General features: G+C 41.7%; 24 protein-coding genes. 16 read left to right on the top strand and 8 right to left on the bottom strand.

All coding sequences use genetic code 11. The features are described 5' to 3' along the window. Positions 1 to 118 precede the first annotated feature (118 nt). Together AXW61_RS05820 and AXW61_RS05815 are read left to right on the top strand one after the other, a co-directional pair. Positions 119 to 772, top strand: a complete 654-nt coding sequence (locus AXW61_RS05820; RefSeq protein ID WP_062033181.1) for a TrkA family potassium uptake protein — start codon at positions 119 to 121, stop codon at positions 770 to 772. Next, the gene (locus AXW61_RS05815) at positions 769 to 2,118 is read left to right on the top strand and encodes a TrkH family potassium uptake protein (RefSeq protein WP_062033178.1); all 1,350 of its coding nucleotides are present in this window, start codon (positions 769 to 771) and stop codon (positions 2,116 to 2,118) included. The genes AXW61_RS05820 and AXW61_RS05815 overlap by 4 nt, the downstream gene beginning before the upstream one ends. A 62-nt stretch (positions 2,119 to 2,180) precedes the next feature. On the opposite strand, the gene AXW61_RS05810 is transcribed toward AXW61_RS05815, so the two are convergent. The 3 genes from AXW61_RS05810 to AXW61_RS05800 form a co-directional block, all read right to left on the bottom strand. Continuing rightward, on the bottom strand, positions 2,181 to 3,320 hold the full coding sequence (locus AXW61_RS05810) for a phospholipase A (protein WP_062033176.1): 1,140 nt from the start codon (positions 3,318 to 3,320) through the stop codon (positions 2,181 to 2,183). Between the two features lie 17 nt (positions 3,321 to 3,337). Then, on the bottom strand, positions 3,338 to 6,277 hold the full coding sequence (locus AXW61_RS05805) for an insulinase family protein (protein WP_062033174.1): 2,940 nt from the start codon (positions 6,275 to 6,277) through the stop codon (positions 3,338 to 3,340). A 158-nt stretch (positions 6,278 to 6,435) separates the two neighbouring features. Next, positions 6,436 to 6,885 (bottom strand): GNAT family N-acetyltransferase, encoded by a 450-nt coding sequence (locus AXW61_RS05800; protein WP_062033171.1) that lies wholly within the window; start codon positions 6,883 to 6,885, stop codon positions 6,436 to 6,438. A 139-nt stretch (positions 6,886 to 7,024) separates the two neighbouring features. Between AXW61_RS05800 and AXW61_RS05795 the strand changes: the two genes are divergently transcribed. The 8 genes from AXW61_RS05795 (at position 7,025) to AXW61_RS05760 (ending at position 13,036) form a co-directional block, all read left to right on the top strand. Then, positions 7,025 to 8,029, top strand: coding sequence for an adenosine kinase (locus AXW61_RS05795; RefSeq protein ID WP_010326960.1), 1,005 nt, complete (start codon positions 7,025 to 7,027; stop codon positions 8,027 to 8,029). Positions 8,030 to 8,043: 14 nt separating this feature from the next. Beyond that, positions 8,044 to 8,355: a Rieske (2Fe-2S) protein gene (locus AXW61_RS05790; RefSeq protein ID WP_010326961.1), complete on the top strand. Its 312-nt coding sequence runs from the start codon at positions 8,044 to 8,046 to the stop codon at positions 8,353 to 8,355. 18 nt (positions 8,356 to 8,373) lie between these two features. Then, positions 8,374 to 8,991, top strand: a complete 618-nt coding sequence (locus tag AXW61_RS05785) for an OB-fold-containig protein (protein ID WP_010326962.1) — start codon at positions 8,374 to 8,376, stop codon at positions 8,989 to 8,991. A gap of 699 nt (positions 8,992 to 9,690) precedes the next feature. Next, complete coding sequence (cydP, locus tag AXW61_RS05780; RefSeq protein WP_004696660.1) at positions 9,691 to 9,882, top strand: cytochrome oxidase putative small subunit CydP; 192 nt, start codon at positions 9,691 to 9,693, stop codon at positions 9,880 to 9,882. Beyond that, positions 9,882 to 11,462: a cytochrome ubiquinol oxidase subunit I gene (locus tag AXW61_RS05775; protein ID WP_004696658.1), complete on the top strand. Its 1,581-nt coding sequence runs from the start codon at positions 9,882 to 9,884 to the stop codon at positions 11,460 to 11,462. The genes cydP and AXW61_RS05775 overlap by 1 nt, the downstream gene beginning before the upstream one ends. Continuing rightward, on the top strand, positions 11,459 to 12,604 hold the full coding sequence (gene cydB / locus AXW61_RS05770; RefSeq protein ID WP_062033169.1) for a cytochrome d ubiquinol oxidase subunit II: 1,146 nt from the start codon (positions 11,459 to 11,461) through the stop codon (positions 12,602 to 12,604). The genes AXW61_RS05775 and cydB overlap by 4 nt, the downstream gene beginning before the upstream one ends. A 24-nt stretch (positions 12,605 to 12,628) precedes the next feature. Further along, positions 12,629 to 12,730 (top strand): cytochrome bd-I oxidase subunit CydX, encoded by a 102-nt coding sequence (gene cydX, locus AXW61_RS05765; RefSeq protein ID WP_002120988.1) that lies wholly within the window; start codon positions 12,629 to 12,631, stop codon positions 12,728 to 12,730. A 3-nt stretch (positions 12,731 to 12,733) separates the two neighbouring features. Beyond that, positions 12,734 to 13,036 (top strand): cyd operon YbgE family protein, encoded by a 303-nt coding sequence (locus tag AXW61_RS05760; RefSeq protein ID WP_004696655.1) that lies wholly within the window; start codon positions 12,734 to 12,736, stop codon positions 13,034 to 13,036. A 54-nt stretch (positions 13,037 to 13,090) separates the two neighbouring features. Here AXW61_RS05760 and AXW61_RS05755 read toward each other — a convergent pair whose 3' ends face one another. Both AXW61_RS05755 and AXW61_RS05750 read right to left on the bottom strand, forming a co-directional pair. Next, on the bottom strand, positions 13,091 to 13,705 hold the full coding sequence (locus AXW61_RS05755) for a MarC family protein (RefSeq protein ID WP_004981851.1): 615 nt from the start codon (positions 13,703 to 13,705) through the stop codon (positions 13,091 to 13,093). Between the two features lie 12 nt (positions 13,706 to 13,717). Next, positions 13,718 to 15,778 carry a choline transporter gene (locus AXW61_RS05750; RefSeq protein ID WP_062033166.1) on the bottom strand — a complete coding sequence of 687 codons (2,061 nt, stop codon included), beginning with the start codon at positions 15,776 to 15,778 and terminating at the stop codon, positions 13,718 to 13,720. Between the two features lie 547 nt (positions 15,779 to 16,325). Here AXW61_RS05750 and betI point away from each other — a divergent pair. The 6 genes from betI (at position 16,326) to AXW61_RS05720 (ending at position 24,222) form a co-directional block, all read left to right on the top strand. Then, entirely contained in the window at positions 16,326 to 16,952 is a 627-nt protein-coding gene (gene betI, locus AXW61_RS05745) for a transcriptional regulator BetI (RefSeq protein ID WP_062033162.1), read from the top strand. Further along, complete coding sequence (gene betB / locus AXW61_RS05740) at positions 16,945 to 18,417, top strand: betaine-aldehyde dehydrogenase (RefSeq protein WP_062033159.1); 1,473 nt, start codon at positions 16,945 to 16,947, stop codon at positions 18,415 to 18,417. The genes betI and betB overlap by 8 nt, the downstream gene beginning before the upstream one ends. A gap of 119 nt (positions 18,418 to 18,536) precedes the next feature. Then, positions 18,537 to 20,201 carry a choline dehydrogenase gene (betA, locus tag AXW61_RS05735; protein ID WP_062033156.1) on the top strand — a complete coding sequence of 555 codons (1,665 nt, stop codon included), beginning with the start codon at positions 18,537 to 18,539 and terminating at the stop codon, positions 20,199 to 20,201. 496 nt (positions 20,202 to 20,697) lie between these two features. After that, complete coding sequence (gene mqo, locus AXW61_RS05730; protein ID WP_062033154.1) at positions 20,698 to 22,332, top strand: malate dehydrogenase (quinone); 1,635 nt, start codon at positions 20,698 to 20,700, stop codon at positions 22,330 to 22,332. A gap of 73 nt (positions 22,333 to 22,405) precedes the next feature. After that, complete coding sequence (locus AXW61_RS05725) at positions 22,406 to 23,680, top strand: MFS transporter (RefSeq protein WP_062033151.1); 1,275 nt, start codon at positions 22,406 to 22,408, stop codon at positions 23,678 to 23,680. Positions 23,681 to 23,736: 56 nt separating this feature from the next. Continuing rightward, complete coding sequence (locus tag AXW61_RS05720) at positions 23,737 to 24,222, top strand: hypothetical protein (RefSeq protein WP_062033149.1); 486 nt, start codon at positions 23,737 to 23,739, stop codon at positions 24,220 to 24,222. Between the two features lie 81 nt (positions 24,223 to 24,303). On the opposite strand, the gene rodA is transcribed toward AXW61_RS05720, so the two are convergent. The 3 genes from rodA to AXW61_RS05705 form a co-directional block, all read right to left on the bottom strand. After that, positions 24,304 to 25,440, bottom strand: coding sequence for a rod shape-determining protein RodA (gene rodA / locus AXW61_RS05715; protein ID WP_004696637.1), 1,137 nt, complete (start codon positions 25,438 to 25,440; stop codon positions 24,304 to 24,306). 113 nt (positions 25,441 to 25,553) lie between these two features. Next, the gene (gene ispD, locus AXW61_RS05710; RefSeq protein ID WP_062033146.1) at positions 25,554 to 26,279 is read right to left on the bottom strand and encodes a 2-C-methyl-D-erythritol 4-phosphate cytidylyltransferase; all 726 of its coding nucleotides are present in this window, start codon (positions 26,277 to 26,279) and stop codon (positions 25,554 to 25,556) included. After that, entirely contained in the window at positions 26,239 to 26,634 is a 396-nt protein-coding gene (locus AXW61_RS05705; protein WP_062033144.1) for a septum formation initiator family protein, read from the bottom strand. The genes ispD and AXW61_RS05705 overlap by 41 nt, the downstream gene beginning before the upstream one ends. Between the last annotated feature and the right edge of the window lie 8 nt (positions 26,635 to 26,642).

Below are 26,642 nucleotides of genomic sequence, written 5' to 3'. Positions count from 1 at the left end.
GTATAAGGCAAAGCGCGGTTGAGCGAAAATAGCGTGTCTGTATAAAGATGACATCTTGTGAAATTTGGCACAACATTCGTTAACAATCGATGTATAAAAAATTTAAAGGAAAGATGACATGGCGCAATTTGCAGTGATTGGTTTAGGAAGCTTTGGAGCCACAGTTGCAACTCAACTCATTGAACTGGGACATGATGTCATTGGTATCGATAGTGAAAAAAAATATGTTGAAAATATTTCTGAGCAGGTGACCCATGCTGTCATTGCCGATGCAACAGATGAACATGTCCTCGATGAATTAAATATTAAAAACTGCGATGCCGTGGTGGTCGCAATTGGTGAAAATATTGAAGCCAGTATTTTGTGTGTACTGCACCTCAAAAATATTGGGGTTGAAAAAATTTGGGTCAAAGCCAAATCAAAGTCGCACCATATGATTTTAAGCCATTTAGGGATTAGTAAAATTATTCACCCTGAAGAAGACATGGGCGTGCGGATTGCGCAGTCTTTATGCTATCCCATGGTCAGTCGCTATATGGCGCTTGAAGATAATCACTATATTGTCAAAATTGAAATTGATGAAAAACTACAAGGGACTCACTTCCGCCAACTGATGGATCAAGCACCTGATGTGAAAACATTACTCCATAAACGTGGCAAAGACATTTTGTACAGCATTGATCCCAATTTAATTTTACAAGTGGGTGATATTCTTGTTGTTGAAGGTTTAGTTGAAACATTACGTCGTCTTTCAGCACGGTTCAAATCATGAAAAAAGTCAAAGAATGGCAAACCCCAAAAAACAGCACCATTAATTTAAGCCCGCCCAGCCTGCTGGCTTTGGGTTTTTTGAGCTTTATTATTATTGGGACTCTATTATTAAAGTTACCCATTTCACACCACGGTGAACTCAGTTGGATTCACTCTTTGTTCACCGCCAGCTCAGCAGTCACCATTACTGGACTCTCTGTGGTGAATGTCGGTGAAACTTTTACCGTAACAGGTAAAATCATCATTATGCTGCTGATTCAAATTGGTGGCTTAGGCTTTATGACTTTCGCAATTTTAGCCGCACTGAGTCTGTCGACCAAACTCGGTTTAAAGCAACAAATCATGGCGCAAGAGACCATTGGTCAAACCAGCTTATCCAAAGTATCCTTCACCATTAAAGGGGTACTGCTGTATTCCTTATTTTTTGAGGCGATTGGCACGGTTATTTTGACCATTGCATGGTTAGAAGATTACAACTTCAATCAAGCTCTGTTTTATGCGGCTTTTTATAGTGTATCCGCATTTAACAATGGTGGCTTTTCACTGTTTCCCAACAGTCTAATGAGCTTCTCGGGCCAGTATCTCATTACCTTTACCATCAGTATGCTATACATCATTGGTGGGACAGGTTTTGTGGTGCTAATGGACATTAAACGCAGCAAACGTTGGAAAGGCTTAAGTACCAATAGCAAACTGATTTTATCCACCATTGCAGGCTTGAACCTGATTGCTTTTGTTCTTTTATGGGCAATTGAATCGAACAATCCCCTCACTTTAGCGCCAATGAGCTTAGGTGACCAAGCTTTAAATGCATGGTTCCATGCCACCGTGCCTCGTTCATCGGGTTTTAACAGCCTTGATTTGGCACAAATGAAAGATGCTTCGATCCTTGTCACCATGTTACTGATGTTCATTGGGGGCGGCTCGATGAGTACCGCAGGCGGGATTAAAGTAGGTACTTTTATTATTGTTTTACTCAGTGTGATTAGCTTTCTTCGACGTGAAGATGAAATTCGTGTGTTCAATCACTCTGTTTCTCAAAAAACCTCTTTTAAGGCAATGGCTGTTGTCTCTATTACTTCGGCACTTATTTTCTTAGGCATCTTTAGTTTATCTTTAATCGAACCTAATCATCAGTTTATGGATTTGTTATTTGAAGCCATTTCCGCTGCTTGTACTGTCGGTTTGTCACGCGGCATCACGGGTGAACTTCAACCTGCAAGTTTATTTATTCTGATGCTCTTGATGTTTGCAGGTCGTTTAGGTCCTTTAACACTAGCCTACCTGATTGCGACGCCAAAAAAGAGCCGTTTAAAACATCCAACTGCCGATATTCAAATTGGTTAAAACACCTAACACTTAAACATAAAAAAACCACGTATCAAACGTGGTATTTTTATGTCTCTAAATTAGTACCAATTCATTAAGGACACACCCAAGCCCACATAAGTCGCTCGGTGGTTATAATCAATTAAGCTTTCGCCATAACCATCAAACAACTGGAAATGGCCACGCAATTTCCCTGAAATAGGAAAAGCCCAGTCAAACTGTGCAGCACCGCGCGAGTCATCGCCACCTTTTAAACTATGACGTAGCATGAGTGAAAAATCATGTTCATTCCAACGGTAGAATGCTGTTAAATCACCCCGTCCGACATAATCCTTAATATCAGGGTTATTATCATCATCTGCATCTTCATCTAGACGGTACCAAGGGCGCAGCATGAGCGCAAAGTTGTCTCTTTCAAAACCCACATTCAACATGACACGGTTCCAACTACGCGACAGCGGATCGGAACGACCATTAGACTGGTGGTTGAAAGTTAATCCCAGTAAGCGACCATTTAAACCCAACAATTCATAATTGGTGCGGAAAACCAAACTGGCTTCAGGCTCATAGTTTGTTTCACGGAACGGACGTGATTCATCACTATTATAAAGCTGCCAACGAGAAGACTGGGTATAACCCAACCAAACATCACCATTGTCCCCAAATAGGTTTTCCACCGCTTTAGTTTTTAAAGACAGTTGGAATTTCGCTTCCATTGACTTTAGGTTCTGATCTTCATCCACCGTATTGGTCGGATTTGGACTTTGTGGATATTCATTTTTATCTGTCGTCCAAAAACCAGGCATTAAATACACAGGCTGATAGGCACGAATATTCCAAGTTCCCAGTTTGCTTTCTGGTGAAAGCTCCCAACGGCTATCCATTAAAGATAAATTTGGCGATATTTTAGGGCCTTCCGAAGCAAAGACAGAGCTTACACTTTGTGCAATCTTCCCTGTGATATTTTCAGGTTCTGGTGCAATTTCCATAGCTGCACGTTGCTCAGAAACAATATGTGGTTTTACCGCTTCAGGAATTTTAAATAATGCATCATAACAAGCCAAACGGTCTGCATTCGATGCCAATGCAACACATGCCTCGGCTGTTGCAGGAGCTGCAGGTACTTCGGAAATTTGTGCATGTGTTTTAGCGACACCCAAAGTACTGAGCACAGTCATGCCCAGTACTAAAGTTGAACGCTCAAATGATTTGAACGCCATATGACCCTCTTATTGTTTTACTGAACTTGTTGAATACTAAAACCTAACTCAATTAAAGTATCACGCTTCGCCATAGGTGCAACCACGGCTTTCGTTGGTTTTTGTTCAAGCAAGTATTGTACCGCCACACGTTGCAAGTCCTCTAAACTCACAGCCAAAAGACGGCTACGTAACTGCTTACGGAAGGCTGGTGTACGTGCATGTAAAAGTGCATAACATGCCGTGATCGCTTCACCCGCCGGTGAACCTGGTTTGTCCATACCAGCAATCAAACCTAAAATTGCTTCTTCAAGCTGATGTGGCTTTTGCTCAGTATTGAGTAACCATTGCACACTGGCTTCAAAGTCATTAAAAGTTTCAGCCAAACGCGGATCACGGTAGCTATAGAAGCGGAATGAACATGCATTGCCGTCATAACTTGCGCCACCACCATAAGCCCCACCTTTTTCACGAATTGCACTGTGTAAGAAACCATTACGCAAGTACGCTGCCAGTACCATTAGCGGTGCAGCATCTGGATGTGACACCTCAACGGCTTGATAAGCCGATGAACAGAATTGAACATTGGCTTGAATTAACCATGCCTCATCTGCATCGGTATCAACCTGCTCAGTAGCTTTTAAAGTCACAGTTTGCTCAGGAATAGCTAACTTGTCCCACACGTTTTGAACTTCTTCAACCAAACGGTCTGACTGATGTTCTTCACACACCAGTAAGAACTGTTTTGGTGCTTGTAAAAGTTTTAAGTGAATCGCTTTTAATTCATTGATCAAATCATCATAAGCTGCTGCATCTTTTTCAATACGGCTGACTAGATCGCCTAACCAGTTTAATGCACCCAAGCCCGTGTTGTGATAATCACGTTTTGCCAAAGCACTGTGGTTACGTCCTGCAATTTGCATGGCATAACTGTGGCCTGAACCTGAAAGACGGGATGCCCAACGTGTTTTACGTTGTTGCAATAACTCAACAATGCGATCTTTTTCGTCAAAACGCAGTTGTTCAAAAGCCAGTTTCAACAATGCAATACTGTCAAAATTACTCACCAACGATTTTGTGGTCAGCGTTAACCATGCACTGATTTGATTTTTATCATTTACTTGAGATCGTAAAGAGGCGCCCATACCTAAACCACCACTCACCGCAGTTTGTAGTTGTTGTAGTTCTAGATAGTCATATTGACCTGCACCAACTTCACCCATCAAAATGGACAGCAAGTTAAAGTAAGGTGACTGCACTACATCTTGCGGAATCTGGATCAGCACTTGGTTGTAGTAAATACCGTTGGTACCTGCATGATAAAGATTCAACGGATAATCGATACGATTTGAGATAATCTCGCGCAACTGCCCTTGTACAATTTGCAGTTCAGCAGGCACATCTTCCAAGCCCACTTTCGGCAAAAGATTAAGGTCATCTGGGGTATCTTGACGGACTTTAAGTGCTTCAGTTTGTGCTTCAATTTCTGCTTTTTCAGCGTCTGTTAGCTGCGCACCAATTTCGGCTAAACGTGCTTTTTCTGCCGCCGCTTCCACTGCAGACTTATTAGCATCAGGCACCAAAGTCATTTGTACACGGTGCGGGTTATCAATCAAATAGGTTTTGATTAAGTTTGACAACCACATTGGATCTTTCAGTTCTTCTTTTACCGCAGCAATGGCTGAGTCTACATCCCATACAGTGACTGGGTCACTGTGGTGAATGGCACTCCCCAAACCATTTAAAATCAGGCTTAGACCATAAGGCATGCCATCACCATTGATTTCACGTTGGTGCAATTCAATTTGATGTAAAATCGCATCGACCATATTTCGATCGACAGGTTTTGAAGCGACATCTTCTAAAACCTTAAACACACCTGCTTTAAACTCAGCTGTATGTTCAGGGTTTGAACCCTGTACGCCACAGTAGAAGGTCATTTCGTAGTTTGAATCATCTACCCCCATAATCGGGCCAGTAGACTGTGCATAACCACACGTTTCTAAATAATGACGTAATGGAGAAGCCGAGTCTTCTAACAGTACACCTTCTACAAGGCGCATACCTAAGCGTAGTTTGATCTCGCTGGCTTTAGGCAATAACCACGAAATAATGTGATAAGTTTTGTCTTTTAAATCTTCCGCATCTACCGCATAGGTTTCAGTCACTTCTAGTGGCGCAGTCAAACGACGCTCTTCTTTAGAGAATAGCGTTTCACCTTTTGAAAACTTGGCCAAGGCTAAAGTTTCAAACTGCTCTTGTAGATTGTAAGCAGGTTCATTACCAAAGGTCATGAAAACTGCGTTACTTGGGTGATAATGTGACTTGTAGAAATCCACCAACTCAGGGTAAGTCAAGTCCGGAATATCTTTAGGGTCGCCACCTGAGTTGTAGTGATAAGTGGTTTCAGGGAATAAGTGATGCGCTAACTGATGATACAACTGGTCTGAAGGAGAACTCATTGCCCCTTTCATTTCGTTGAAAACCACACCTTTATAAACAGGCTCACCGTTTTCAAGCTCAATGCGGATTCCTTCTTGGGCAAAATCCAGCGGATTCAAATTGGCTGCAAAAGCCGCATCTAAATATACTTCAAGTAAATTTTGGAAATCTTTTTTATTCTGAGTCGCAAATGGATACGCTGTCCAGTCCGCCGCGGTAAAAGCATTCATGAACGTGTTTAATGAACGACGAATCATTAAAAAGAACGGATCGCGAACAGGAAATTTTTCCGAACCACATAGTGCTGTGTGTTCTAAAATATGCGCTTCGCCTTTTGAATCCATAGGTTGGGTGCGAAATGCAACCAAGAATACATTTTCATCATGATTGGTGGCCAAGTGATAATGCACTGCCCCAGTGACTTTATGTTTATATTCAGACACTAAAATGTCTAAAGCTTCAACATGGTGTTGACGTACCAACTGAAACGCAGGATGTACAGTTTGAGAAATGGTTTCAGTGACATCTACAGTCATGTGATCTCCTAACAATAATTAATACACTGCCTGCATTATAGCTTTAGTTGTCAAAAGATTTCACGCTGAAAACCCGAGTAATTTGCTGGAAATTTGAAAAGCATCTCACTGCTTTCCAAATTTCAGTCTTTTTGAGGGAAGCGTTCTCAAAAGTAAAACTAGATGAGATATTTAAAATAATTATAGTTCGGGTGATTTTCCACAAAAACATAGTTTTGCTTCTGATAGAAACTGGCTGCGGACAAATCCGCGGTATTTAAACACAGCGCAGAAAAGTTCGGACGTGCACATTTTTCTAAATGTGCCAACAACTGACGACCCACACCGCTCTTACGGTATTTAGGATGTACATAAAAACGGCGTACGCGCCCAATCCGCGCCTCGATTTCATTTTCACCCCATTGTTGATTTAAACCGCCACAGGCAATTAATTGGTCTTGATCATAGGCCAATAACAACACTTCACCCTTTTGATCAAAACGATTTTTTCCGCTTTGATATTCTTCGATCAAGCGCGTCAACGGTTCATATCCTTCTTTTGCTGCGAGTTGTGCCAAAGCTTGTATTTGAGGAGGTAATTGTTTTGCCGCTTGAATTAAAATTTCCATCTAAACTTCCTTGAATATGAGCAAAGCCATTTCACTACATTTGCCACGTAAATAAAATGAATTTTCCTCAACAAACTACAGCAATCTTGAGCATTGGTGTAAAATGTCGCTTTATTTTCAATACGTGACGAAAAAAGACATGGCAACTGTGGATCTTTTTGCAATTGGTAATGCACTAATCGACCAAGAATTTAAAGTCTCTGACGACTTCCTTATTCAACAACATTTGCAAAAAGGCACTATGCAGTTAACTGATGGTGAAACACAAGCAGATCTTTACAAAAAATTAAAAGAAACACAAAGCTATAAAGGTCAGGCTTCAGGTGGTTCAGCAGCCAACACCACCGTTGCCTTTAGTGCCTTGGGTGGTTCAGCATTTTATGCATGCCGCGTGGGTAATGATGAGCTAGGACAAACTTACCTTAACGGTTTGCACGAAGCAGGCATTAAAAACACTGAAAAATCAATCAGTGAAGGCGTAACAGGCACGTGTATGGTTTTAGTCAGTGAAGACTCTGAACGTACTATGCATACCTATTTAGGTATTACAGCCGAGTTAACTGAACAACAGATTGACTTTGAACCCTTAAAAACAGCGAAATGGCTCTATATCGAAGGTTATCTTTCAACCAGCGATAGCGCACGTTTAGCTGTTAAGCAGGCTCGTGAAATTGCCAAAGCTCATGGTGTTAAAATTGCATTAACCCTATCTGACCCTGCGATGGTGCAATACGCGCGTCAGGGTCTAGATGAAATGATTGCAGATGGTGTGGACTTATTGTTCTGTAACCAACAAGAAGCCATGATGTACACCGAAACTGAAACAGTTGAGGCGGCTTTAGCAAAACTCAAAACACTAAGCCAGCATGTGGTGATTACGCTTTCAGCTGAAGGTGCACTTATTTCAAATGCACAAGAAACATTTAATGTCGCGGGTCGTAAAGTACACGCTATCGATGCCAATGGTGCAGGTGATGCCTTTGCTGGTGCCTTCCTCTATGCTGTGAATGCAGGCTTAGGCTTACATACAGCTGCGCAACTTGCAATTTTGATTTCAAGTGAAGTGGTGTCTCAGTTTGGCCCTCGTTTAGCTGTGGCAGATTACGCCGAATTGCTCCAACAACTGCAAAAGGAATGCGCATGATGCAAAAAATTTGCATGACAGAAGACATCCCAGAACGCGAAGCGCGTTCTTTTGAAACACCTAAAGGGGATACGATTTTTATCACCCAACGTGACGGTGCCTTCTTTGCTTACCAAAACATTTGCCCACATTTGCAAGTTGAACTTGAATTTTTGGAAAACCAGTTTTTAGACCGCGACCAAGAATTTATTGAATGTTCGACCCATGGTGCGCTATTTATGGTGGAAACAGGTGAATGCATTTCTGGCCCATGCCAAGGCGAAGCACTTGAAAAAGTAGCGATTACCGTGCATTCTGACGGTGGGATTTATCTCACAGAAGAATAATGAAATTGGACGTGCACCATGTATGAGTTGTTACATCACCCTGACTTGATGCTCTTTCATTTCAGCTTATTGACTTTAGTCATACTCAGCATGGTGGAAACCTTAGGCTACTTTTTTAAATCCCGCCCAAGTCATTTCCTCAAAAGGCTCTCGCCGCAAAAACTGACTGAATCTCCACTGCTGGACGTTAAGTTTTCTAAAGTGCTGATTGTCGTTTTTCTCTTACTTAATTTTAGTGTTGCAGGTTATTTCCTTCAGTTCTGCATCTACGCCAAAGAACAAGCGTTTACTTCGGCTTACTATCTGATCTTGCCCGCGCTAATTATTGCAATTTTCTTTACCGTTTTTATGATCCACTGTTTGGATCAAGTTATTAAACCCAGACCTGATAAAAAACAAACCAACTTACTGGGTCGTCTGGCGACTATCTCCAGCGGGAATGCACGTCCTGGTTTTTCGGCTCAAGCTCGCGTTCGCGATGAATATGGTCAGCTACACTATGTGCAAGTTGAACCTGAGTTTGGTGAACTTGAATTTCAGTCACAAATTATTCTCATTCGTCTAAAAAAGTCACATTACATAGCAAAGAAAATTTCAAAATCCAATCAACTTTTTAGTGGTGAAAGTACGCGCTAAACAAGCACCCCATCTGATCCCATTTCAACGCTGTACGCCTTTATGAGCAAGTTTATCCTTTGCCATGCCTAACCTACCAAGATCTTGATACAGCGTCAGCCTCCAAAAACGCCTCACAACGCGTTGTTTAAATCGAACCCTTGCCTCATCTTCTTGTTCAATCTTTTATAGCAATCTTTCATTCACAATCCAGCTTTCTACAATTTAAAAATATTTGCGCAAAATAAGCTCAGGATGAGAATTTTACTCCCCGCCTCTGCCTTCAAGCTTATATGACACAATAAAAGACTTTTTAATATGAATTCGATTTTCAATTCCTAATTTCCTTGTGGTATATGCAACAGATCAAATCATCCATGATTCATATCCGTTAAAATCCATCATTTAAAAGCCCTATCACTTTTATACTCTTAAGACGAATTATCAATAAAATAACGATAAACGTTAAATATAAGCGTTTTAGTCGGATTTAAAATAAATATATACAAGTATTTTAGTCAAGTATTTAAATAAAAACATAAGTAATTTGGTCAACTTTAAAATACAAAAATATTAGTTTATTTTTCATCACATCATTATTTTAAGTTCATGTATTTAAAAGACTTAATAATATATTTTTTATTTAAGTTTAAAGACTATTTATCTTTTGTATGTTTTTGTTTAATAATATATAGCAAGTTAAAAAATAGGCTTTGTGAAATGAGCTTAGTCCCCAAAAATCTCAATCAAAAAGTCACCAGAGAGATTGTGGCCATTTTAATCATTAAGGTGATTATTTTAATGGTCATTAAGAACATCTGGTTTGACGCCCCGACTATTCCTAAAAATTTTGACAATCAAGTTGCTGAGCGTATTGCAGGCAATCCATCCCCAATCAAGGAGACACGTTGATGATATCTGAAAGCGTGGTCGATCTTTCGCGGTTCCAGTTCGCTATGACCGCGATGTATCACTTTATTTTTGTTCCACTTACACTGGGGCTTGCCTTTATTCTTGCCATTATGGAAACCACCTATGTGATTTCAGGTAAAGAAATTTATAAAGACATGACCAAGTTTTGGGGGAAACTCTTCGGTATTAACTTCGCTTTAGGGGTCACTACTGGCTTAACCATGGAGTTCCAGTTCGGGACTAACTGGGCATATTACTCACACTATGTGGGGGATATTTTCGGTGCTCCATTAGCCATTGAAGGATTAATGGCATTCTTCTTAGAATCGACATTCATCGGTCTGTTCTTCTTTGGATGGGATCGCTTATCCAAAGTGCAGCACTTATGTGTGACATGGCTGGTTGCACTCGGTTCTAATATGTCTGCCTTATGGATTTTGGTTGCAAATGGTTGGATGCAAAACCCTGTCGGTTCTGTCTTTAACTATGAAACCATGCGCATGGAACTGGTAGATTTTGGTGCTCTCATTTTTAACCCAGTTGCACAGGTAAAATTTGTACATACCGTGTCTGCGGGTTATGTGACAGGTGCTATTTTCGTCCTTGCTATTTCAAGCTACTACTTACTGAAAAAACGCGATATTCCGTTTGCGCGTCGTTCATTTGCCATTGCCGCAATTTTTGGTTTAGCTTCAACACTTTCAGTGATTTTACTGGGCGATGAGTCAGGTTATGAACTGGGTGATGTTCAAAAAACTAAACTCGCGGCCATTGAAGCAGAATGGGATACTCACCCTGCACCTGCACCCTTTACTTTGTTTGGTATTCCAAATAAAGAAACCATGACTACAGATTATGCAGTGAAAATTCCATATGTGATGGGTCTTATTGCAACACGTTCTTTAGACAAAGAAGTGACTGGTATTAAAGATTTGATCGTACAGCACGAAGATCGTATTCGTAACGGTATGGTGGCTTACTCACAACTGGAAAAACTACGCGCAGGTGATACTTCTCCAGAGCTAAAAGCTGCCTTTGCTGAAACTCAAAAAGACTTGGGTTATGGCTTACTGCTGAAGAAATACACACCAAATGTAGTTGATGCATCTGAAGATCAAATTAAATCTGCTGCAAAAGACACGATTCCTCACGTGCCAAGCTTATTCTGGGCATTCCGTGCCATGGTTGTATCTGGTTTCCTTATGCTGTTGTTATTTGCTCTAGCAACCTTTGCTGTGGCAAAACGCAATGCAGAAAACAAACCATGGTTACTGAAGTTCGCGCTTTTCGCTCTGCCTCTGCCATGGATTGCTGCACAAACAGGTTGGTATGTTGCAGAAGTAGGTCGTCAGCCGTGGACGATTGGTGAAGTTCTACCTACACACTTGTCAGCATCGAGCTTAAGCACAGGTGATGTATGGGGTTCTATCGCTGCTTTAGCTGCGTTCTATACCGTTCTTTTGATTATTGAAATGTATTTAATGATCAAATTCTCACGTCTTGGTCCAAGTTCGCTTCACACTGGTAAATACCATTTTGAAAAACTTGAAGCAGCTCGTAATGAGGAGACTCAAGCATGATCGAATATGAATTACTCAAAATCATTTGGTGGGTTTTAGTCGGTGTCTTGCTGATTGGCTTTGCTCTCACCGATGGCTTCGATATGGGCTCTATGGCGATCATGCCATTTGTGGGCAAAACAGATGAAGAACGCCGTGCGGCCATCAACACTATCGCTCCGCACTGGGACGGTAACCAAGTTTGGTTCATTACTGCTGGCGGTGCATTGTTTGCCGCATGGCCAATGGTTTATGCAACAGCATTCTCAGGCATGTATTGGGCGCTACTGTTGGTGCTGTTTGCCCTATTCTTACGACCTGTAGGTTTTGACTACCGCTCTAAACTGCAAAATACCAAATGGCGTACATCATGGGACTGGGGTTTAGCCGTGGGTGGTGCTGTGCCTGCACTGGTCTTCGGTGTGGCATTTGGCAACATGTTCTTAGGCGTACCATTTAGTTTAGATGATACCGTCCGTTCAACTTATACAGGGAGCTTCTTTGCTCTACTCAACCCATTTGCTTTAGTCTGCGGCCTAGTTAGCTTATCAATGCTGTGTGCACACGGCGGTGCATGGCTAATGCTTCGTACCGATGGTGACTTACGCAGACGCTCAGCACAAGCAACGAAACTTATGGGCATTGCTTATCTCATCTGTTTCTTAGGCGCTGGTGCTTGGTTGTACTTTGGTGGAATCGAAGGTTATACCTTAGTCACTCCATTTGATACCAACGGTGTTGCTAACCCATTGGCAAAAGAAGTGTTGACCAATGCCAACCATGGCTGGATGAACAACTACTCGACTTACCCAATTACCATGATTGCGCCTATCGCAGGTATCTTAGGTGGTTTGATTGTGGTGCTTGCAGCAAGCAAAAACAAAGCGGGCTTTAGCTTCTTAGGTTCGAGTTTAGCGGTCGTGGGTGCAATTTTAACTGCTGGTTTTGCGCTGTTCCCATTCTTAATGCCATCAAGCATTCAACCTGTTGCAAGCTTGACCATGTGGGATGCAGTTTCAAGTAAAACGACGTTAACTGTAATGACAGTTGCAGCATGTATCTTTGTCCCACTCATTTTGTGCTATACCACTTGGTGTTACTACAAAATGTGGGGTGTTATTACCAACACACACATTAAAGAGAATTCACACAGCCTTTACTAAGGCTGTGTCTAAGGAGATCAAATTATGTGGTATTTTGCATGGATTCTCGGCATTTTGATGGCTTGCTTTGCAGGTGTACTCAGTGCTTTGTATATCGAACATCATCAAGACCTTGATGAGGAATAAACCATGACAGACGTTGCTATGGAAAACCAAACTGTAGATAAAAAGCCGAACAAATTTGCGATGCTAATTTCCTGCCTATTGGCCTTTCCACTTGCAGCGGTGTTGTTAGTGCATCCTGCTGCTATGTTGGATGACAATGGTCACTATAGCCACAGTGCGCTGATGTATATCATGATTGGTATATCAGGTGGCTTTATCCACGGAGTCGGGTTCGTGCCACGCCACTGGATTTGGAAATGGCTGTTTAGCCCGTTTCTATCGTGGCCACTGATGATCTGGGGTTATTACACTTGGTTCTTCAGTTAAATAAAAAAGCCCTCATTTACTGAGGGCTTTTTTATGGTCCGCTATTCGTGGATTCTACATTTCAGCCATGACGCCAATAATGCCATTAATAATCATATCTACCGCAATCGTTCCAATCAGTAAGGCCGACAGTCGTCCGACAATATCAACATAACGGTCAATATATTTGGCATGCTTATAACGCAAATGGTCATGCGCAAATTTCATTAAAATCATCAAACCACAGGTCAACGCCAAAGTCAGGAAAATAATCATGGCTGCACCGCTGATTGGCAGTGCCATACCTGTCACCACAGCAGCACTGATGGTTCCTGGGCCAATCATAAAAGGCATGGCAATGGTTCCTGCCAAATGCTCAGGCGCACCACGCATTTCACCAATGGTATCTGCCCCCTGAAACACGTAACGATAACCAATCACCAAGAAGATCAGACCACCAAATATTTGAAAGGCTTCAAAGCGTACATTTAAATATTTACTAAAAATCGCTTCTCCACCCCATGCAAACAGCATAAATACTATAAAGGCAATGAGACAGCCCTGAATCAAGGCCTTATTAAACACTTTAGCTTCGGAGTTCCGAATCATGCCAATCATGTAAATACTCATTAAAAACGGATTCAGCAATGAGAAAAACAAAGCAAAAGCATGTAAATATGAGGTCAACATGGTTCCTCCTAATTATCCTTGAGGGTCTGGAAATAAGGGACGATTCCCTGGACTGATTCGATTGATATGTAAGAAGGTCATGTGACGCTCATAACGATCCAGCACATCATTAATCACTTGCTCTTTGGTATAACCAACAAGGTCGTTGCCTTGAGAACCTTCATACAAATAAGTTTCAAGACGGTAGTAGAAGCGTTTACCTAGTTTGCCACGCTCACTAAAGGTCGGCGCGATATAACGTACTGGCCAAATTTGATAGACAAAGTTTTGTTCTTCTTCCAAATGTATCATCAAATCTAAATGATACAGATTAGGATCTTCTTCTAGCGCACTCTCTTGAACACTGATGTCGATACCTCGTTTTTGCATTTCCTCTGCAACCGCCATCACAGCCGGTCGGCAGATGTCATCGAGCATACGCCGAGTATCAGTTGTTCCTGGATGGTGCATGACTCGGGACAAACGTTTTTTCCAGTTGAGGATGTCGACATTGCCCACCACGGGTGCGGCATTTAAACTGCTACTGGCTTGTCGGTAGTCTTCTAACCGCAGTGATTTATACAATCCTGCCATCACCAAGAACATCACAAAACTAAACGGCAACCCCATAATGATTGTGGCGTTTTGTAGTGCCGTTACTCCGTTAGCCATCAACATTGCAAGGGTTAATAAACCAATGGCTATAGCCCAAAACACGCTCAACCATCGCGGTGCATCATGGTCGACATTGGTAAATTGAGTGGTGAAATTTCCCAATACCAGCGCACCAGAGTCCGCCGAGGTTACATAAAATAGTAAACCAGTAATTGTGGCTACACCTGCAATAAATGGAAACCATGGATACTGAGCCAGCAAGTCATAAAAACCATGTGCAGGGTTGGCAATGACACTTTGTGCAAGGGCTAAGTTACCATCAAAAATCACACTATGTAGTGCACTATTTCCAAAAATTGATAACCACGTAAGTGTGAAAAACAGAGGAATAATGAGAGTTCCACTAACAAACTCACGGATGGTTCGACCACGTGAAATACGCGCTAAAAACAAACCTACAAAAGGTGACCAAGCCACCCACCATGCCCAAAAGAACAATGTCCAACTGTTCATCCATTCTTTGGGTTGTTGAAAGGCAAAACTTTCCAAAGTCATACTTGGAAAACGGTTAATGTAGTCCCCAATATTTTGCACAAAAGCATTCAGTAAAAATTCGGTATTGCCTAAAAACAAAATAAACAGCATCAACCCGACAGAAACATAAATATTGATCTCGGAGAGAACTCGCAGTCCCTTATTCACCCCTGAAGTCACTGAAATAATGGTCATTACCACCGCAACCACAATTAATGCGGTTTGCATCCAGAGGTTTTCAGGTAAATCGAACAACACATGTAAGCCATAGTTCAGCTGTACTACCCCGATCCCGCAGGTCGTGGCAATACCAAAAATAGTCCCGATGACCGCAGCGGTATCAACACTATGACCGATCGGCCCATGAATCTTATTGCCAAAGATCGGATATAAAGCAGAGCGAATGGTCAGTGGTAAGTTATAGCGATAACTAAAATACCCTAATGCCATGCCAATCAAGGCATACATACACCATCCAGTTAGACCATAGTGAAATAGCGTCCACACCATGCCTTGACGTGCAGCTTCTAAGGTCTGCCCCTCACCCACAGGTGGATGCATATAGTGGGATAAAGGTTCCGCCACCGAGAAGAACATTAAATCGATGCCGATCCCAGCTGAGAACAACATTGCAGACCAACTTAAAAGACTAAATTCAGGTTTGGAATGTTTGGGGCCTAATTTGATGTTGCCGTAGCGAGAACAGGCAATAAAAATGACAAAGACCATATACAAAGTCGCTGCGAGTAAGTAATACCAACTAAAAGTTGAACTCACCCACGCCAAGACTGTATTTAAGGTTCGATTGGCAAAGTCATTAAACAAAATGGTGGTAATAGAAAAAATTAAAATAATGAGAGCTGAAATATAAAAGACCACACCATTTAAACGGTCTTTAGGCGCTAATGTTTGATCATCAACTGCTCTTGGATTATCTGTCGCCATACAATCCTCAAGAAAGTAAATAAAAAAAGACAAAAGCCAATTTTTAAACTTCTCGTGGTCGAGAGCTTAAAAATCGACTAACGAAAAACGACAGTATTTTTATCAGGAATAAAAACGCTATCTTCTTTAAACCTGAAGGTCTAAATCATTTATGAGGTGCATTTGCTACACAGTTTTAAAATGTGAGCCACCCTTGTTCATCGATATTTTGATAGGAATCCTACACATATCTCCCTTCAACATGACTATAAGAGTTTTCTCAGCTCAAAAAAAGTATAAAACCGTAAGCCTATAGCTCATCAGCTCACTTTTCTGAAAGATGTCCTGAGATTAAACCCTTATGACACATCCTTTTGATAAATAAAAAGTTATGTCGAATACTCAAAGCAATTTAGCAATATTTTGCTTTGAATTTAACCATAAGTGTACTTTTTATTGATTGAACGTTCAATCAATAAAAAGTATCATAAAAAAATGCTATGATGCTTTCCATGTAAGTTATTGAATCTAACGCCTTTAAATTTAAGGTAAATTGTTCTGGATTGTCATGAATAAACGTAGAGTAAAACCTGAGCATGAGCGCCGTGAAGAAATCATTAATGCTGCCTATGCAGTCATTTATGAAGTGGGCTTATCCAACACCACCATTGCTCAAATTGCGAAAAAAGCACAACTTTCTACGGGCATTGTGAGTCATTATTTTGGTGATAAACAAGGCCTCATTCACAGTTGCATGCGTCAAATGCTCAATGTCTTAGCTGAAACCACGGCGAGCTATAAAGCAAAGGTGGCGCAGCCCAGTCCAGAACATTCGCTCAAAGCCATTATTGATGCCAACTTTGACATCAGTCAGGTCAACAACACTGCTATGCGGGTTTGGCTAGATTTTTGGTCTGCCAGTATGCACCTACCCGACTTAGGTCGACTGCAACGAATTAATGACCAACGTCTTTATTCAAATTTGAAGTTTCATTTCTTGCAGCTCATGCCAAAGGCCCAAGCAAGCCAAGCCGCTAAAGGGTTAGCAGCACTGATTGATGGATTATGGTTACGTGGAAGTTTAAGTGGTCATCAAGCATTTGATCGTGATTTGGCACGTTCTATTGCATACGACTATGTCGATATGCAACTTCGCTTAATTCAACAGATACGGCAGGAACAACAAAATGAATGATGTACAGCTTCACTCGCTTTATATTCACGGACAATATTTCAATGCCGCCAGTGGTCAAACTTTTGACAGTATCAATCCTGCCACAGGAGAGGTCATTGCCACTATTCAGCAAGCATCCAAAGCTGATGTCGATGCAGCCGTACACAGTGCTGTACAAGGGCAACGTAATTGGGCTGCCAAGACGGCAGTCGAACGTGCCCGTATTTTACGTCGAGCAGTCGATATTTTACGCGCACGTAATGATGAGTTAGCACGCCTAGAAACACTCGATACAGGTAAAGCATTTAGTGAAACTTCTACTGTGGACATTGTCACTGGTGCAGACGTTTTAGAATACTACGCAGGACTTGCAACTGCCATTCAAGGTGAACAAGTGCCACTACGTGAAAGTAGTTTTTTCTACACGCGCCGTGAACCTTTAGGCGTAGTGGCAGGGATTGGCGCTTGGAATTATCCCATCCAAATAGCACTTTGGAAATCAGCTCCGGCCCTCGCTGCTGGGAATGCCATGATTTTTAAACCCAGCGAAGTGACCCCTCTTACCGCCTTAAAGTTAGCAGAGATCTACACTGAAGCAGGCGTACCTGCTGGGGTTTTCAACGTAGTACAAGGTTTGGGTGCTGAAGTGGGTCAATGGTTGACTGAACACCCAGATATCCAAAAAATTTCGTTCACAGGTGGTGTGGCAACGGGTAAAAAGGTCATGGCCAGTGCTGCAGCTTCTAGTCTCAAAGAAGTCACCATGGAGCTCGGTGGCAAATCACCTCTGATTATTTGTGCCGACGCCAACCTTGACCGCGCAGCCGATATTGCGGTGATGGCAAACTTCTTTAGCTCAGGTCAAGTATGTACCAATGGCACCCGTGTGTTTGTACCACAAACCCTCAAGGCTGCATTTGAACAAGCAGTGATTGAGCGTGTAAAACGTATCCGCATAGGTGACCCGATGCAGGCTGAAACCAACTTTGGACCTTTAGTCAGCTTTCCCCATATGGAAAAAGTCTTGTCTTATATTGAGTCGGGCAAACAACAAGGTGCGACCTTACTGACTGGTGGACAACGTGCCACCGAAGCAGCACTTGCTCACGGTGCATATGTATTACCGACCGTGTTCACCGACTGTCATGACAACATGCACATTGTGCAAGATGAAATCTTTGGTCCAGTTATGAGCATTTTAAGCTATGACAGTATTGAAGAAGCCGTTCAGCGTGCCAACAACACCAGTTATGGATTAGCTGCGGGTGTGGCCACACAAGATATTTCCCAAGCACATCGTATTATTCATCAGCTTGAGGCAGGTATTTGCTGGATTAATACATGGGGCGAATCCCCTGCTGAAATGCCTGTAGGTGGTTATAAACAGTCAGGAGTCGGACGTGAAAATGGCATCACCACACTTGAACACTATACTCGCATCAAATCGGTTCAAGTTGAACTGGGTGAATACCAAAGTATTTTTTAAAGTCTGAATTTTAACTATCTAAATCCTTACTCCATTTTTATTTATTCTTTTTTCATCCTCAACTCAACATGTGGCCACGTTCTCATGCAACGTGGCCCTGCCATAGAAAAAGGATCATTATGCATTCTCAACACTACGATTATATTATTATTGGCGCAGGCTCAGCAGGTAATGTACTGGCTGCTCGATTAACCGAAGACCCAGATGTTTCGGTACTGTTACTCGAAGCTGGCGGACCTGATTATCGCCTCGACTTTCGCACTCAAATGCCTGCAGCTTTGGCTTATCCCTTACAAGGGCGTCGTTATAACTGGGCATATTTAACCGAGCCAGAACCCCATATGAACAACCGTCGTATGGAATGTGGTCGCGGCAAAGGCTTAGGCGGTTCGTCCCTCATTAATGGCATGTGTTATATCCGTGGAAATGCCATGGATTTAGAACAATGGGCTAGCCTTAAAGGTCTTGAAGACTGGAGCTATGCGGACTGTCTGCCTTATTACAAAAAAGCTGAAACCCGTGATATTGGTGGCAATGACTATCATGGCGATGCTGGCCCTGTTTCTGTAGCCACACCTAAAGCAGACAATAATGTTTTATTCCACGCCATGGTTGAAGCTGGTGTGCAAGCAGGCTATCCACGCACCGATGACTTAAATGGTTATCAACAAGAAGGTTTCGGTCCAATGGATCGAACCGTAACCCCTAAAGGTCGACGTTCAAGCACCGCACGTGGCTATTTGGATATGGCCAAAGGTCGCGCGAATCTAACTATTATTACCCACGCCATGACCAATCAAATTTTGTTCAATGGCAAACAAGCGATTGGTGTTGAATATATTCAAGGTGATAATCAAAACAACTTGCTTCAGGTCTATGCCGATAAGGAAGTTCTACTCTGTGCTGGAGCGATTGCATCACCGCAAATTTTGCAACGTTCGGGTGTTGGTTCAAGTACTTTACTTCAGTCTCTCGATATTCCAGTCGTGCATGACTTACCGGGTGTCGGTGAAAACCTGCAAGACCATTTAGAAATGTACTTACAATATAAGTGTAAGCAACCTGTTTCTCTCTACCCTGCTTTAAAATGGCAAAATCAACCTGCAATTGGTGCAGAGTGGTTGTTTAACGGAACAGGGATTGGAGCAAGCAACCAGTTTGAAGCAGGTGGCTTTATTCGATCCTCCAAAGAGTTTGCTTGGCCAAATATTCAATACCACTTCTTGCCTGTTGCAATTAACTATAATGGCAGCAATGCCGTCAAAGAGCATGGATTCCAAGCCCATGTCGGTTCGATGCGCTCACCTTCACGCGGTCGAGTACAGGTGACATCTAAAAACCCTTTCGATCATCCAAGTATTTTATTTAACTACATGTCGACAGAACAAGACTGGCAGGAATTTCGTGACGCGATTCGAATCACCCGCGAAATCATGCAGCAACCTGCGCTTGATCCTTACCGAGGCGAAGAAATCAGTCCCGGAAAAGATGTGAGTAGCGATGCTGAATTAGACGAATTTGTACGTAATCACGCCGAAACGGCTTATCATCCATCCTGTAGTTGTAAAATGGGTGAAGATGATATGGCGGTAGTTGATGGACAAGGTCGCGTGCATGGCCTGCAAAGTTTACGTGTGGTGGATGCATCAATTATGCCGCTGATTATCACGGGTAACTTAAATGCAACCACCATTATGATGGCTGAAAAAATCGCGGATCAAATCCGTGGCCGCCCAGCCCTACCTCGCTCTCATGCACCTTTTTATCAAGCTGAAACTGAATAATTTTTAATAGCTCAGCACCTGACTTTAATTATCTTTAAAATAATAAGGTCAGGTGATTATTCATTTTTTCTTAAACAACCATGCTGCGGTTTGTATAGACAGTGCTATTTCTATTAGCATCCAATTTATACATTTTAGCTTTTAAAAAATTGAATGCCTGTATATATATTCAACATCAATATCTTAAATATCAAATTCTAACAAAAATAAACGCCAATAAAAACAATGATTAATATTACACATCACTCATATTTATAGTTTAATCCAACTCATTTACAATAAAAATTACTAAGTCAATACATATTTAGTCTAAAATATTCATAAATCAGAACTGTGTGATAGGCTCAAAAGTTATATTTTTTGTGCGCTTTTCAGCTTTTAAGTATTACTTCAACTATACCAAGCTGATCATTTATAAGCAGCTCTATCATTCTTCTTATTTTTATTCTATTCGCTATAAAGCGATCCAAAACCTGCTCCCCAAGGTAATAATCGCATGAACAAATTTTTAAAATACCTTTTGGTATTGATCGTACTGCTTATTATTGCAGTCGTAATTTTCTTATTTAGACCAGTCACGTCTAAAAAAATTCAAACTACCAGCAATGAGCCTGTTGTTGACGCAGTCTTAGTGGGCGGTGGGATCATGAGTGCAACTTTAGGCACATATCTAAGCGAGCTTGAGCCAAACTGGCAAATTCGCATGTATGAACGCCTAGACAATGTTGCCCAAGAAAGCTCAAACGGCTTCAACAATGCTGGTACAGGCCACTCTGGCTTTATGGAAATGAACTATACCTCTGAAAAAGATGGAAAAATGGACATTTCTAAAGCTGTGAACGTTGCGGAACAATTTGAAGTTGCAAAACAGTTCTGGTCTTATCAGGTGAAAGAAGGTGTTTTGGGTCAACCAAATAGCTTTATCAACCCTGTACCGCACATTGCCTTCGTTTGGGGCGATAACGTGAATTTCCTCGAAAAACGTTATGCTGCAATGGTTAAAAACCCAATGTTCTATGGCATGAAATTCTCTGAGAATCCTGCTGAAATTAAACAATGGGCGCCTTTAGTGATGAATGGCCGTGATGCTGCACAGAAAGTAGCTGCAACACGTATGGATGTAGGTTCGGATGTGAACTATGGTTCGATCACCACTCAATTGGTCGATCACCTTAAAAAACAATCTAACTTCAAACTACAAACATCAACTGAAGTGACTGGCATTAGCCAAAACGATGATAAAACTTGGACTGTTGCGTTTAAAAACCTCACTACAGGTAAAACAGATCACGTGAAAACGCGCTTTGTCTTTATTGGTGCAGGCGGTGCAGCGGTTAAGCTTTTACAAATGACAGGCTTACCAGAAGCGAAGCAATATGCTGGCTTCCCTGTAGGTGGCGTGTTCTTAATGACCGACAACCCGAAAGTCACTGAAGGTCATACTGCAAAAGTTTATGGTCGTGCTGAATTAGGCGCACCTCCAATGTCTGTTCCACATATTGATACGCGTTATATCGACGGTAAAAAATATGTATTGTTTGGTCCATTTGCGACTTATTCGAACAAGTTCTTAAAACAAGGTTCTCAGCTTGATTTATTGAAATCAACCACTAAGAACAACGTTTTACCAATGACTGCTGTGGGGATGGAAAATCTTGATTTGGTGAAATACTTAGTTAGCCAAGTCATGATGACCGATGCCGACCGTTTTAATGAATTGAAAAAATACTACCCTGATGCAAAACCAGAAGACTGGCGCATGAATCAAGGTGGTCAACGTGTTCAAATCATTAAGAAAGAACCAGGCAAACCTGCAAGCTTGCAATTTGGTACCGAGATTTTTGCGTCACAAGACGGTGCCGTGACTGCCCTATTAGGTGCTTCACCAGGTGCTTCAACTTCTCCTTATATTATGTTGAGCTTGCTTGAAAAAGCATTCCCACAACAAGTAGAAGGTAAATGGAATCCGAAATTACATGAAATTGTAAAATCGTACCAACAAGAACTCAGCACCAATCCTGCTCTTCTTGATCAAGTTCGCCAATACACCAGTACAACCTTGGGTTTGAAATATACACCTATGGCTAAGGCTGCAAATGACGAAACTGTTGCGGTAGCAAAAGCACAGTAATTTGCTTTAAACCCTAAAAAGGATGGACTTTGCGCCATCCTTTTTTTAATTCATATTTGAAACCATTCTGTTTATGTCGCTTTTCCATTCCGACGCTTTTTTGGCTTTTCGTTCACGTGATTTTTCACTTCTGAGTGTCAATCAGTTGTGCTTAATTCTAGCCATCATGATTCAAGAAGTCGTCATTGCCTATAGCGTCTACCAACTCACTCAGAATCCACTCAGCCTTGGCATGATTGCCTTAATTGAGTTACTTCCCTTTATTTGCCTCTCCCTGATTAGTGGCGACTGGGCTGACCGCTATAACCGACAAAAAATTGTGCAGTGGAGTTTTAGCTGTAGCACTCTAATTCCCTTATTGTTTATTGTTCTTTTTTCTCAGTACCAACAACAGCACATTCAACAAAATACACTTTTATGCGGCATTTATAGCCTCATCTTTTGCTTAGGCATACTTAGAGGTATTTACAGCCCATCTTTTAATTCATTACGCCCTTTTCTAACCCCAGAGTCAGCCTATAGCAATGCAGCCACATGGACTGCTCTCATTTGGCATATGGGCGGCATTTTAGCGCCCCTATGCGCAGGGCTTTTACTCGGCCAACTTGGGCTTGAAAAAACTCTCTTTATCGTTTTTCTGTTATGTTGCGTGGGTAGCAGCTGCTTATTCGCATTAAGCGCTCGCGACTTCCCAAGCCCACATAAACAACATTTAAGCAAAAGCTTAAAAGAAGCCTATTTGTTTATCTTTAAACATCCACTAATGTTTTGGAGTATGTTACTTGACCTCAGCGCCATGCTTTTTTGTAGTGTCATTATCTTACTGCCTATTTTTGCACACGATATCCTTCATCTAGGCGTTGAAGGCTTAGGTGTACTCAGAGCAGCACCAGCCATTGGGGCCTGTATCATGATGTTGGTGCTTACCTGTTATTCTCCGATGCAAAATGCATGGAGAAACATGCTCTATAGTAGTTTTGCAATTGCTTTGTGCACTTTAGCCTTCGCACTATCCTCCCATATTTGGCTCTCAGTCATCTTCCTTGTTTTGATCGGTGCCTTTGATAGTATCAGCATGGTCATTCGACAAACTTTATTACAGCAACTCCCACCGAAAGCACTATTAGGGCGTGTAGCGGCTTTAAATGGTATCTTAGTGACTTCAGGCAATCAGCTCGGTGCCCTACACACAAGCCTAATGACGCGCTATTTTTCGGTAGTGCCAGCAGTACTTATTGGCGGGACGCTGTGTTTAATGATCTGTGGTCTAAGTTCTACTCGTACGCGACATTTACTCAAGCCATCTCCAACACAACAAAAACATGCCGCCGTCACAAGAATCGAATAGCATGTTAAGCTTTAAATCTTCTTTTAATACGATGTGAGTTTTCAATAGAGCAAATTATGAAACTGATCCTCCCCTTTTCACACACACTCTATGCCAAACTCTATTCTTTCGTACTATCCGTGTTGTTGGCTTATTGCCTATTCAATGCAATCTATAGTGTGATTATTGGTGGAAAAAGCACATACTTTTTCAGTAGTCTGATTTTAATATTTCAAACCATTAATGTTTTTAAAGCATCTGTAAATAAAAAGATCTACAACTACTTGGGATTGATTGGACTCATTTTAAGTCTGGTTTATCTCAATCATTGGATGTTTCTTTCTCAGCCTGAAAGTATTGCCATTCTTCCCTCAGTCATACTCACCTTACTTAGCTTAGGCTATTTCTCACAGCAGCACTTGCATTTAAATCTATTGAAGGCGGCTTTAATTTTTTGGCTTTTAGTACTGGCCTATACGCAATACCATGACTTGAACACTCTACAAAACTATTATAATAGCCTGCATACAGGTGAAACATGGCAGCAATATGGTGCTTTATAAAGATCAAAAAAACGTTAGAGTTTTCTTGTTATTTTTAGCACAAAAAAGCCAGCAATATCGCTGGCTTAATTCTTTTAGACTTTAGCGATGAGTATGAATTGACATCACGATGCCCATGCTCGCCAGCATAGTAATAACCGCGGTTCCGCCATAACTCATCAGCGGCAATGGATCACCTGTTACAGGTAAAATCCCACTTACCATCCCCGAGTTTAACAATACAAAGAAGAAGAATGTTAAGCCTACAGCACCCGCGTATAAACGCCCAAAATTATGGAAGCTGTTCATACCAATAATCAAACAACGAATGATAATGGCCGCAAACAAACTAAACAGCAAGAACACCCCAATAAAGCCAAACTCTTCCGCATACGTCGACATAATGAAGTCGGTATGGTGCTCAGGCAAATACCCTAAATGTGACTGCGTACCTTCTGTAAAGCCCTTCCCCATTAAGCCACCTGAACCAATGGCAATTTTGGATTGGATAATATTCCAACCCGCACCCAATGCATCTGACTCTGGATCAAATAAAGTGAGCACTCGCTTTTTTTGGTACTCTTGCAAAAAGAACATCCAAAGTAAGGGAGCCACAACAGCCAACGCACCACAGGCCAAAGCAATGAGCCGCCAAGAGATACCGCTGAGGAAAATGACGCACACACCAGGAATCAAGAGACCTAGGTTTAAGTCGGGCTGCAAAGCCGCCAATAAAAACGGCAGCATCATAATGCCCAACGAAATCACAATATGCATAAACTTAGGCGGGAAAGCACGGCCTGCAAAGTACCACGCCATCATCAAAGGCATGGCAAACTTCATAAACTCAGAAGGCTGCATGCTACCAATACCAGGTAAACTAATCCAACGTCTGGCTCCCATGCGGGTTTCGCCCACCACCAAGACCAATACCATTAAAATCACAGCGAAGATGAAAAAATAAGGACTAATGGCCTGATAGACTTTGGGTGGAATTTGCGCACAGATAATCATCACAATGAAACCCACAGCAAAGCTTGTGGCTTGGCGAAACACCATGCCCATATCTTGCGCTGAAGCACTATAAATGACCAACAACCCCAACACGGCATTTAAAATCAGAAAGCATAAAAGCCATGGATCTAAATGTAATTTAGCCCAGCGAGATGAGTCATGTTTAATGCTTCTACCGTCACGTAAAGACTGACGTAAAAAACGATACTGCTGTGATGGTATCATTTGCGTAAATTGAATGAGCTAAAGACAGGGCAAATTATAAGTTCAAAGTGTTTTAGATAACATCATTCAAACCCATATTTCTGTAGTTTTAGCTCAATAAATCTAAATAATTTTTATTGTGCCGCCAAAATCAGGCGCGCAAGCTCAAGGTCATCTGGATAGGTAATTTTAATATTATCGGAGCGCCCTTGTACGACTTGAACCTTTTCACCTACAAACTCTAAAGCACTAGCTTCATCAGTAATTAAGGCTTGTGCCTCTAGTGCATGCTCAATTGCTTTCTTCAGTACCCCCAGTTTAGCAATCTGCGGGGTTTGTGCCTGCCAAAGCTGTGAACGGTCAACCGTTTCTTGAATATCTTGCGCCGCGATCACACGCTTTAAAGTGTCTCTAACAGGAATAGCTAAAATCGCCCCTGTATTGGACTGAATAGCCATACTAACCAGTTTTAATAAACAATCCTGCGTGACACATGGACGAGCTGCATCATGGACAAAGACCCAGTCGTCAGCATCAGCGATTGTGGCAAGATAGTTGAGTGCATTGAGCACTGAGTCTACACGCTCAGCACCACCTTCACAAAAATGTGCTCTTTCCATGTTGCTAAAAGGCAAACTTTGAGCGACATCATCATCTGAACCAATCGCCAAAACATAGCCCTGCAATGGCAATTGATTAAGACGTGAAACCGTATGTTCAAGTACGGTCTTTTGTCCAATCATTTGATATTGTTTTAGTTCAGTTTTAGAAAAGCGACTACCCGAGCCAGCAGCAGGAATAATAGCCCACAATTTATGGTTATGGGGTAGTTGGAGGGGTTTCAGGTTCATCGTCTTCATTGGTTCGCAAATCAATTTGGGCGTTAGGATCAATATAAACAGGCTTATATTGAGTACTGATGGTACTCATTTGAATAAACGTTTCTCGGGGTTTGATTAAACCCAAGTCTAAACGCGCATGCTCTTCAATGGCTTCAATACCATTTTTTAAATCATACACCTCAGCTGCCAAGACGCGATTACGTTCTTTTAAGTCGTTATTAATTTCAGTTTGTTGTTGGATTTTTTGTGTGAGTTGTAAATGGTCTTGATAACCACCCTCACCAAACCAGTATAAATACTGAAACCCTGCGATCAAAATGATCGCAAGGCCTAGTAGTACTTTACTCATCAACGAGTCGAATACATTGAACATTGACATCA

The organism is Acinetobacter sp. BMW17 (assembly GCF_001592855.1).
Classification (GTDB): domain Bacteria; phylum Pseudomonadota; class Gammaproteobacteria; order Pseudomonadales; family Moraxellaceae; genus Acinetobacter; species Acinetobacter johnsonii.
The sequence above is the reverse complement of the archived record's forward strand: the minus strand, read 5'-3'. Positions and strand labels throughout refer to the sequence as shown.

Excerpts from the sequence above, each read along its gene's own strand:
- AXW61_RS05820 (WP_062033181.1), top strand. The coding sequence starts at position 119 with ATGGCGCAATTTGCAGTGATTGGTTTAGGAAGCTTTGGAGCCACAGTT.
- AXW61_RS05815 (WP_062033178.1), top strand. The coding sequence starts at position 769 with ATGAAAAAAGTCAAAGAATGGCAAACCCCAAAAAACAGCACCATTAAT.
- AXW61_RS05810 (WP_062033176.1), bottom strand. The coding sequence starts at position 3,320 with ATGGCGTTCAAATCATTTGAGCGTTCAACTTTAGTACTGGGCATGACT.
- AXW61_RS05805 (WP_062033174.1), bottom strand. The coding sequence starts at position 6,277 with ATGACTGTAGATGTCACTGAAACCATTTCTCAAACTGTACATCCTGCG.
- AXW61_RS05800 (WP_062033171.1), bottom strand. The coding sequence starts at position 6,885 with ATGGAAATTTTAATTCAAGCGGCAAAACAATTACCTCCTCAAATACAA.
- AXW61_RS05795 (WP_010326960.1), top strand. The coding sequence starts at position 7,025 with ATGGCAACTGTGGATCTTTTTGCAATTGGTAATGCACTAATCGACCAA.
- AXW61_RS05790 (WP_010326961.1), top strand. The coding sequence starts at position 8,044 with ATGACAGAAGACATCCCAGAACGCGAAGCGCGTTCTTTTGAAACACCT.
- AXW61_RS05785 (WP_010326962.1), top strand. The coding sequence starts at position 8,374 with ATGTATGAGTTGTTACATCACCCTGACTTGATGCTCTTTCATTTCAGC.
- cydP (WP_004696660.1), top strand. The coding sequence starts at position 9,691 with ATGAGCTTAGTCCCCAAAAATCTCAATCAAAAAGTCACCAGAGAGATT.
- AXW61_RS05775 (WP_004696658.1), top strand. The coding sequence starts at position 9,882 with ATGATATCTGAAAGCGTGGTCGATCTTTCGCGGTTCCAGTTCGCTATG.
- cydB (WP_062033169.1), top strand. The coding sequence starts at position 11,459 with ATGATCGAATATGAATTACTCAAAATCATTTGGTGGGTTTTAGTCGGT.
- cydX (WP_002120988.1), top strand. The coding sequence starts at position 12,629 with ATGTGGTATTTTGCATGGATTCTCGGCATTTTGATGGCTTGCTTTGCA.
- AXW61_RS05760 (WP_004696655.1), top strand. The coding sequence starts at position 12,734 with ATGACAGACGTTGCTATGGAAAACCAAACTGTAGATAAAAAGCCGAAC.
- AXW61_RS05755 (WP_004981851.1), bottom strand. The coding sequence starts at position 13,705 with ATGTTGACCTCATATTTACATGCTTTTGCTTTGTTTTTCTCATTGCTG.
- AXW61_RS05750 (WP_062033166.1), bottom strand. The coding sequence starts at position 15,778 with ATGGCGACAGATAATCCAAGAGCAGTTGATGATCAAACATTAGCGCCT.
- betI (WP_062033162.1), top strand. The coding sequence starts at position 16,326 with ATGAATAAACGTAGAGTAAAACCTGAGCATGAGCGCCGTGAAGAAATC.
- betB (WP_062033159.1), top strand. The coding sequence starts at position 16,945 with ATGAATGATGTACAGCTTCACTCGCTTTATATTCACGGACAATATTTC.
- betA (WP_062033156.1), top strand. The coding sequence starts at position 18,537 with ATGCATTCTCAACACTACGATTATATTATTATTGGCGCAGGCTCAGCA.
- mqo (WP_062033154.1), top strand. The coding sequence starts at position 20,698 with ATGAACAAATTTTTAAAATACCTTTTGGTATTGATCGTACTGCTTATT.
- AXW61_RS05725 (WP_062033151.1), top strand. The coding sequence starts at position 22,406 with ATGTCGCTTTTCCATTCCGACGCTTTTTTGGCTTTTCGTTCACGTGAT.
- AXW61_RS05720 (WP_062033149.1), top strand. The coding sequence starts at position 23,737 with ATGAAACTGATCCTCCCCTTTTCACACACACTCTATGCCAAACTCTAT.
- rodA (WP_004696637.1), bottom strand. The coding sequence starts at position 25,440 with ATGATACCATCACAGCAGTATCGTTTTTTACGTCAGTCTTTACGTGAC.
- ispD (WP_062033146.1), bottom strand. The coding sequence starts at position 26,279 with ATGAAGACGATGAACCTGAAACCCCTCCAACTACCCCATAACCATAAA.
- AXW61_RS05705 (WP_062033144.1), bottom strand. The coding sequence starts at position 26,634 with ATGTTCAATGTATTCGACTCGTTGATGAGTAAAGTACTACTAGGCCTT.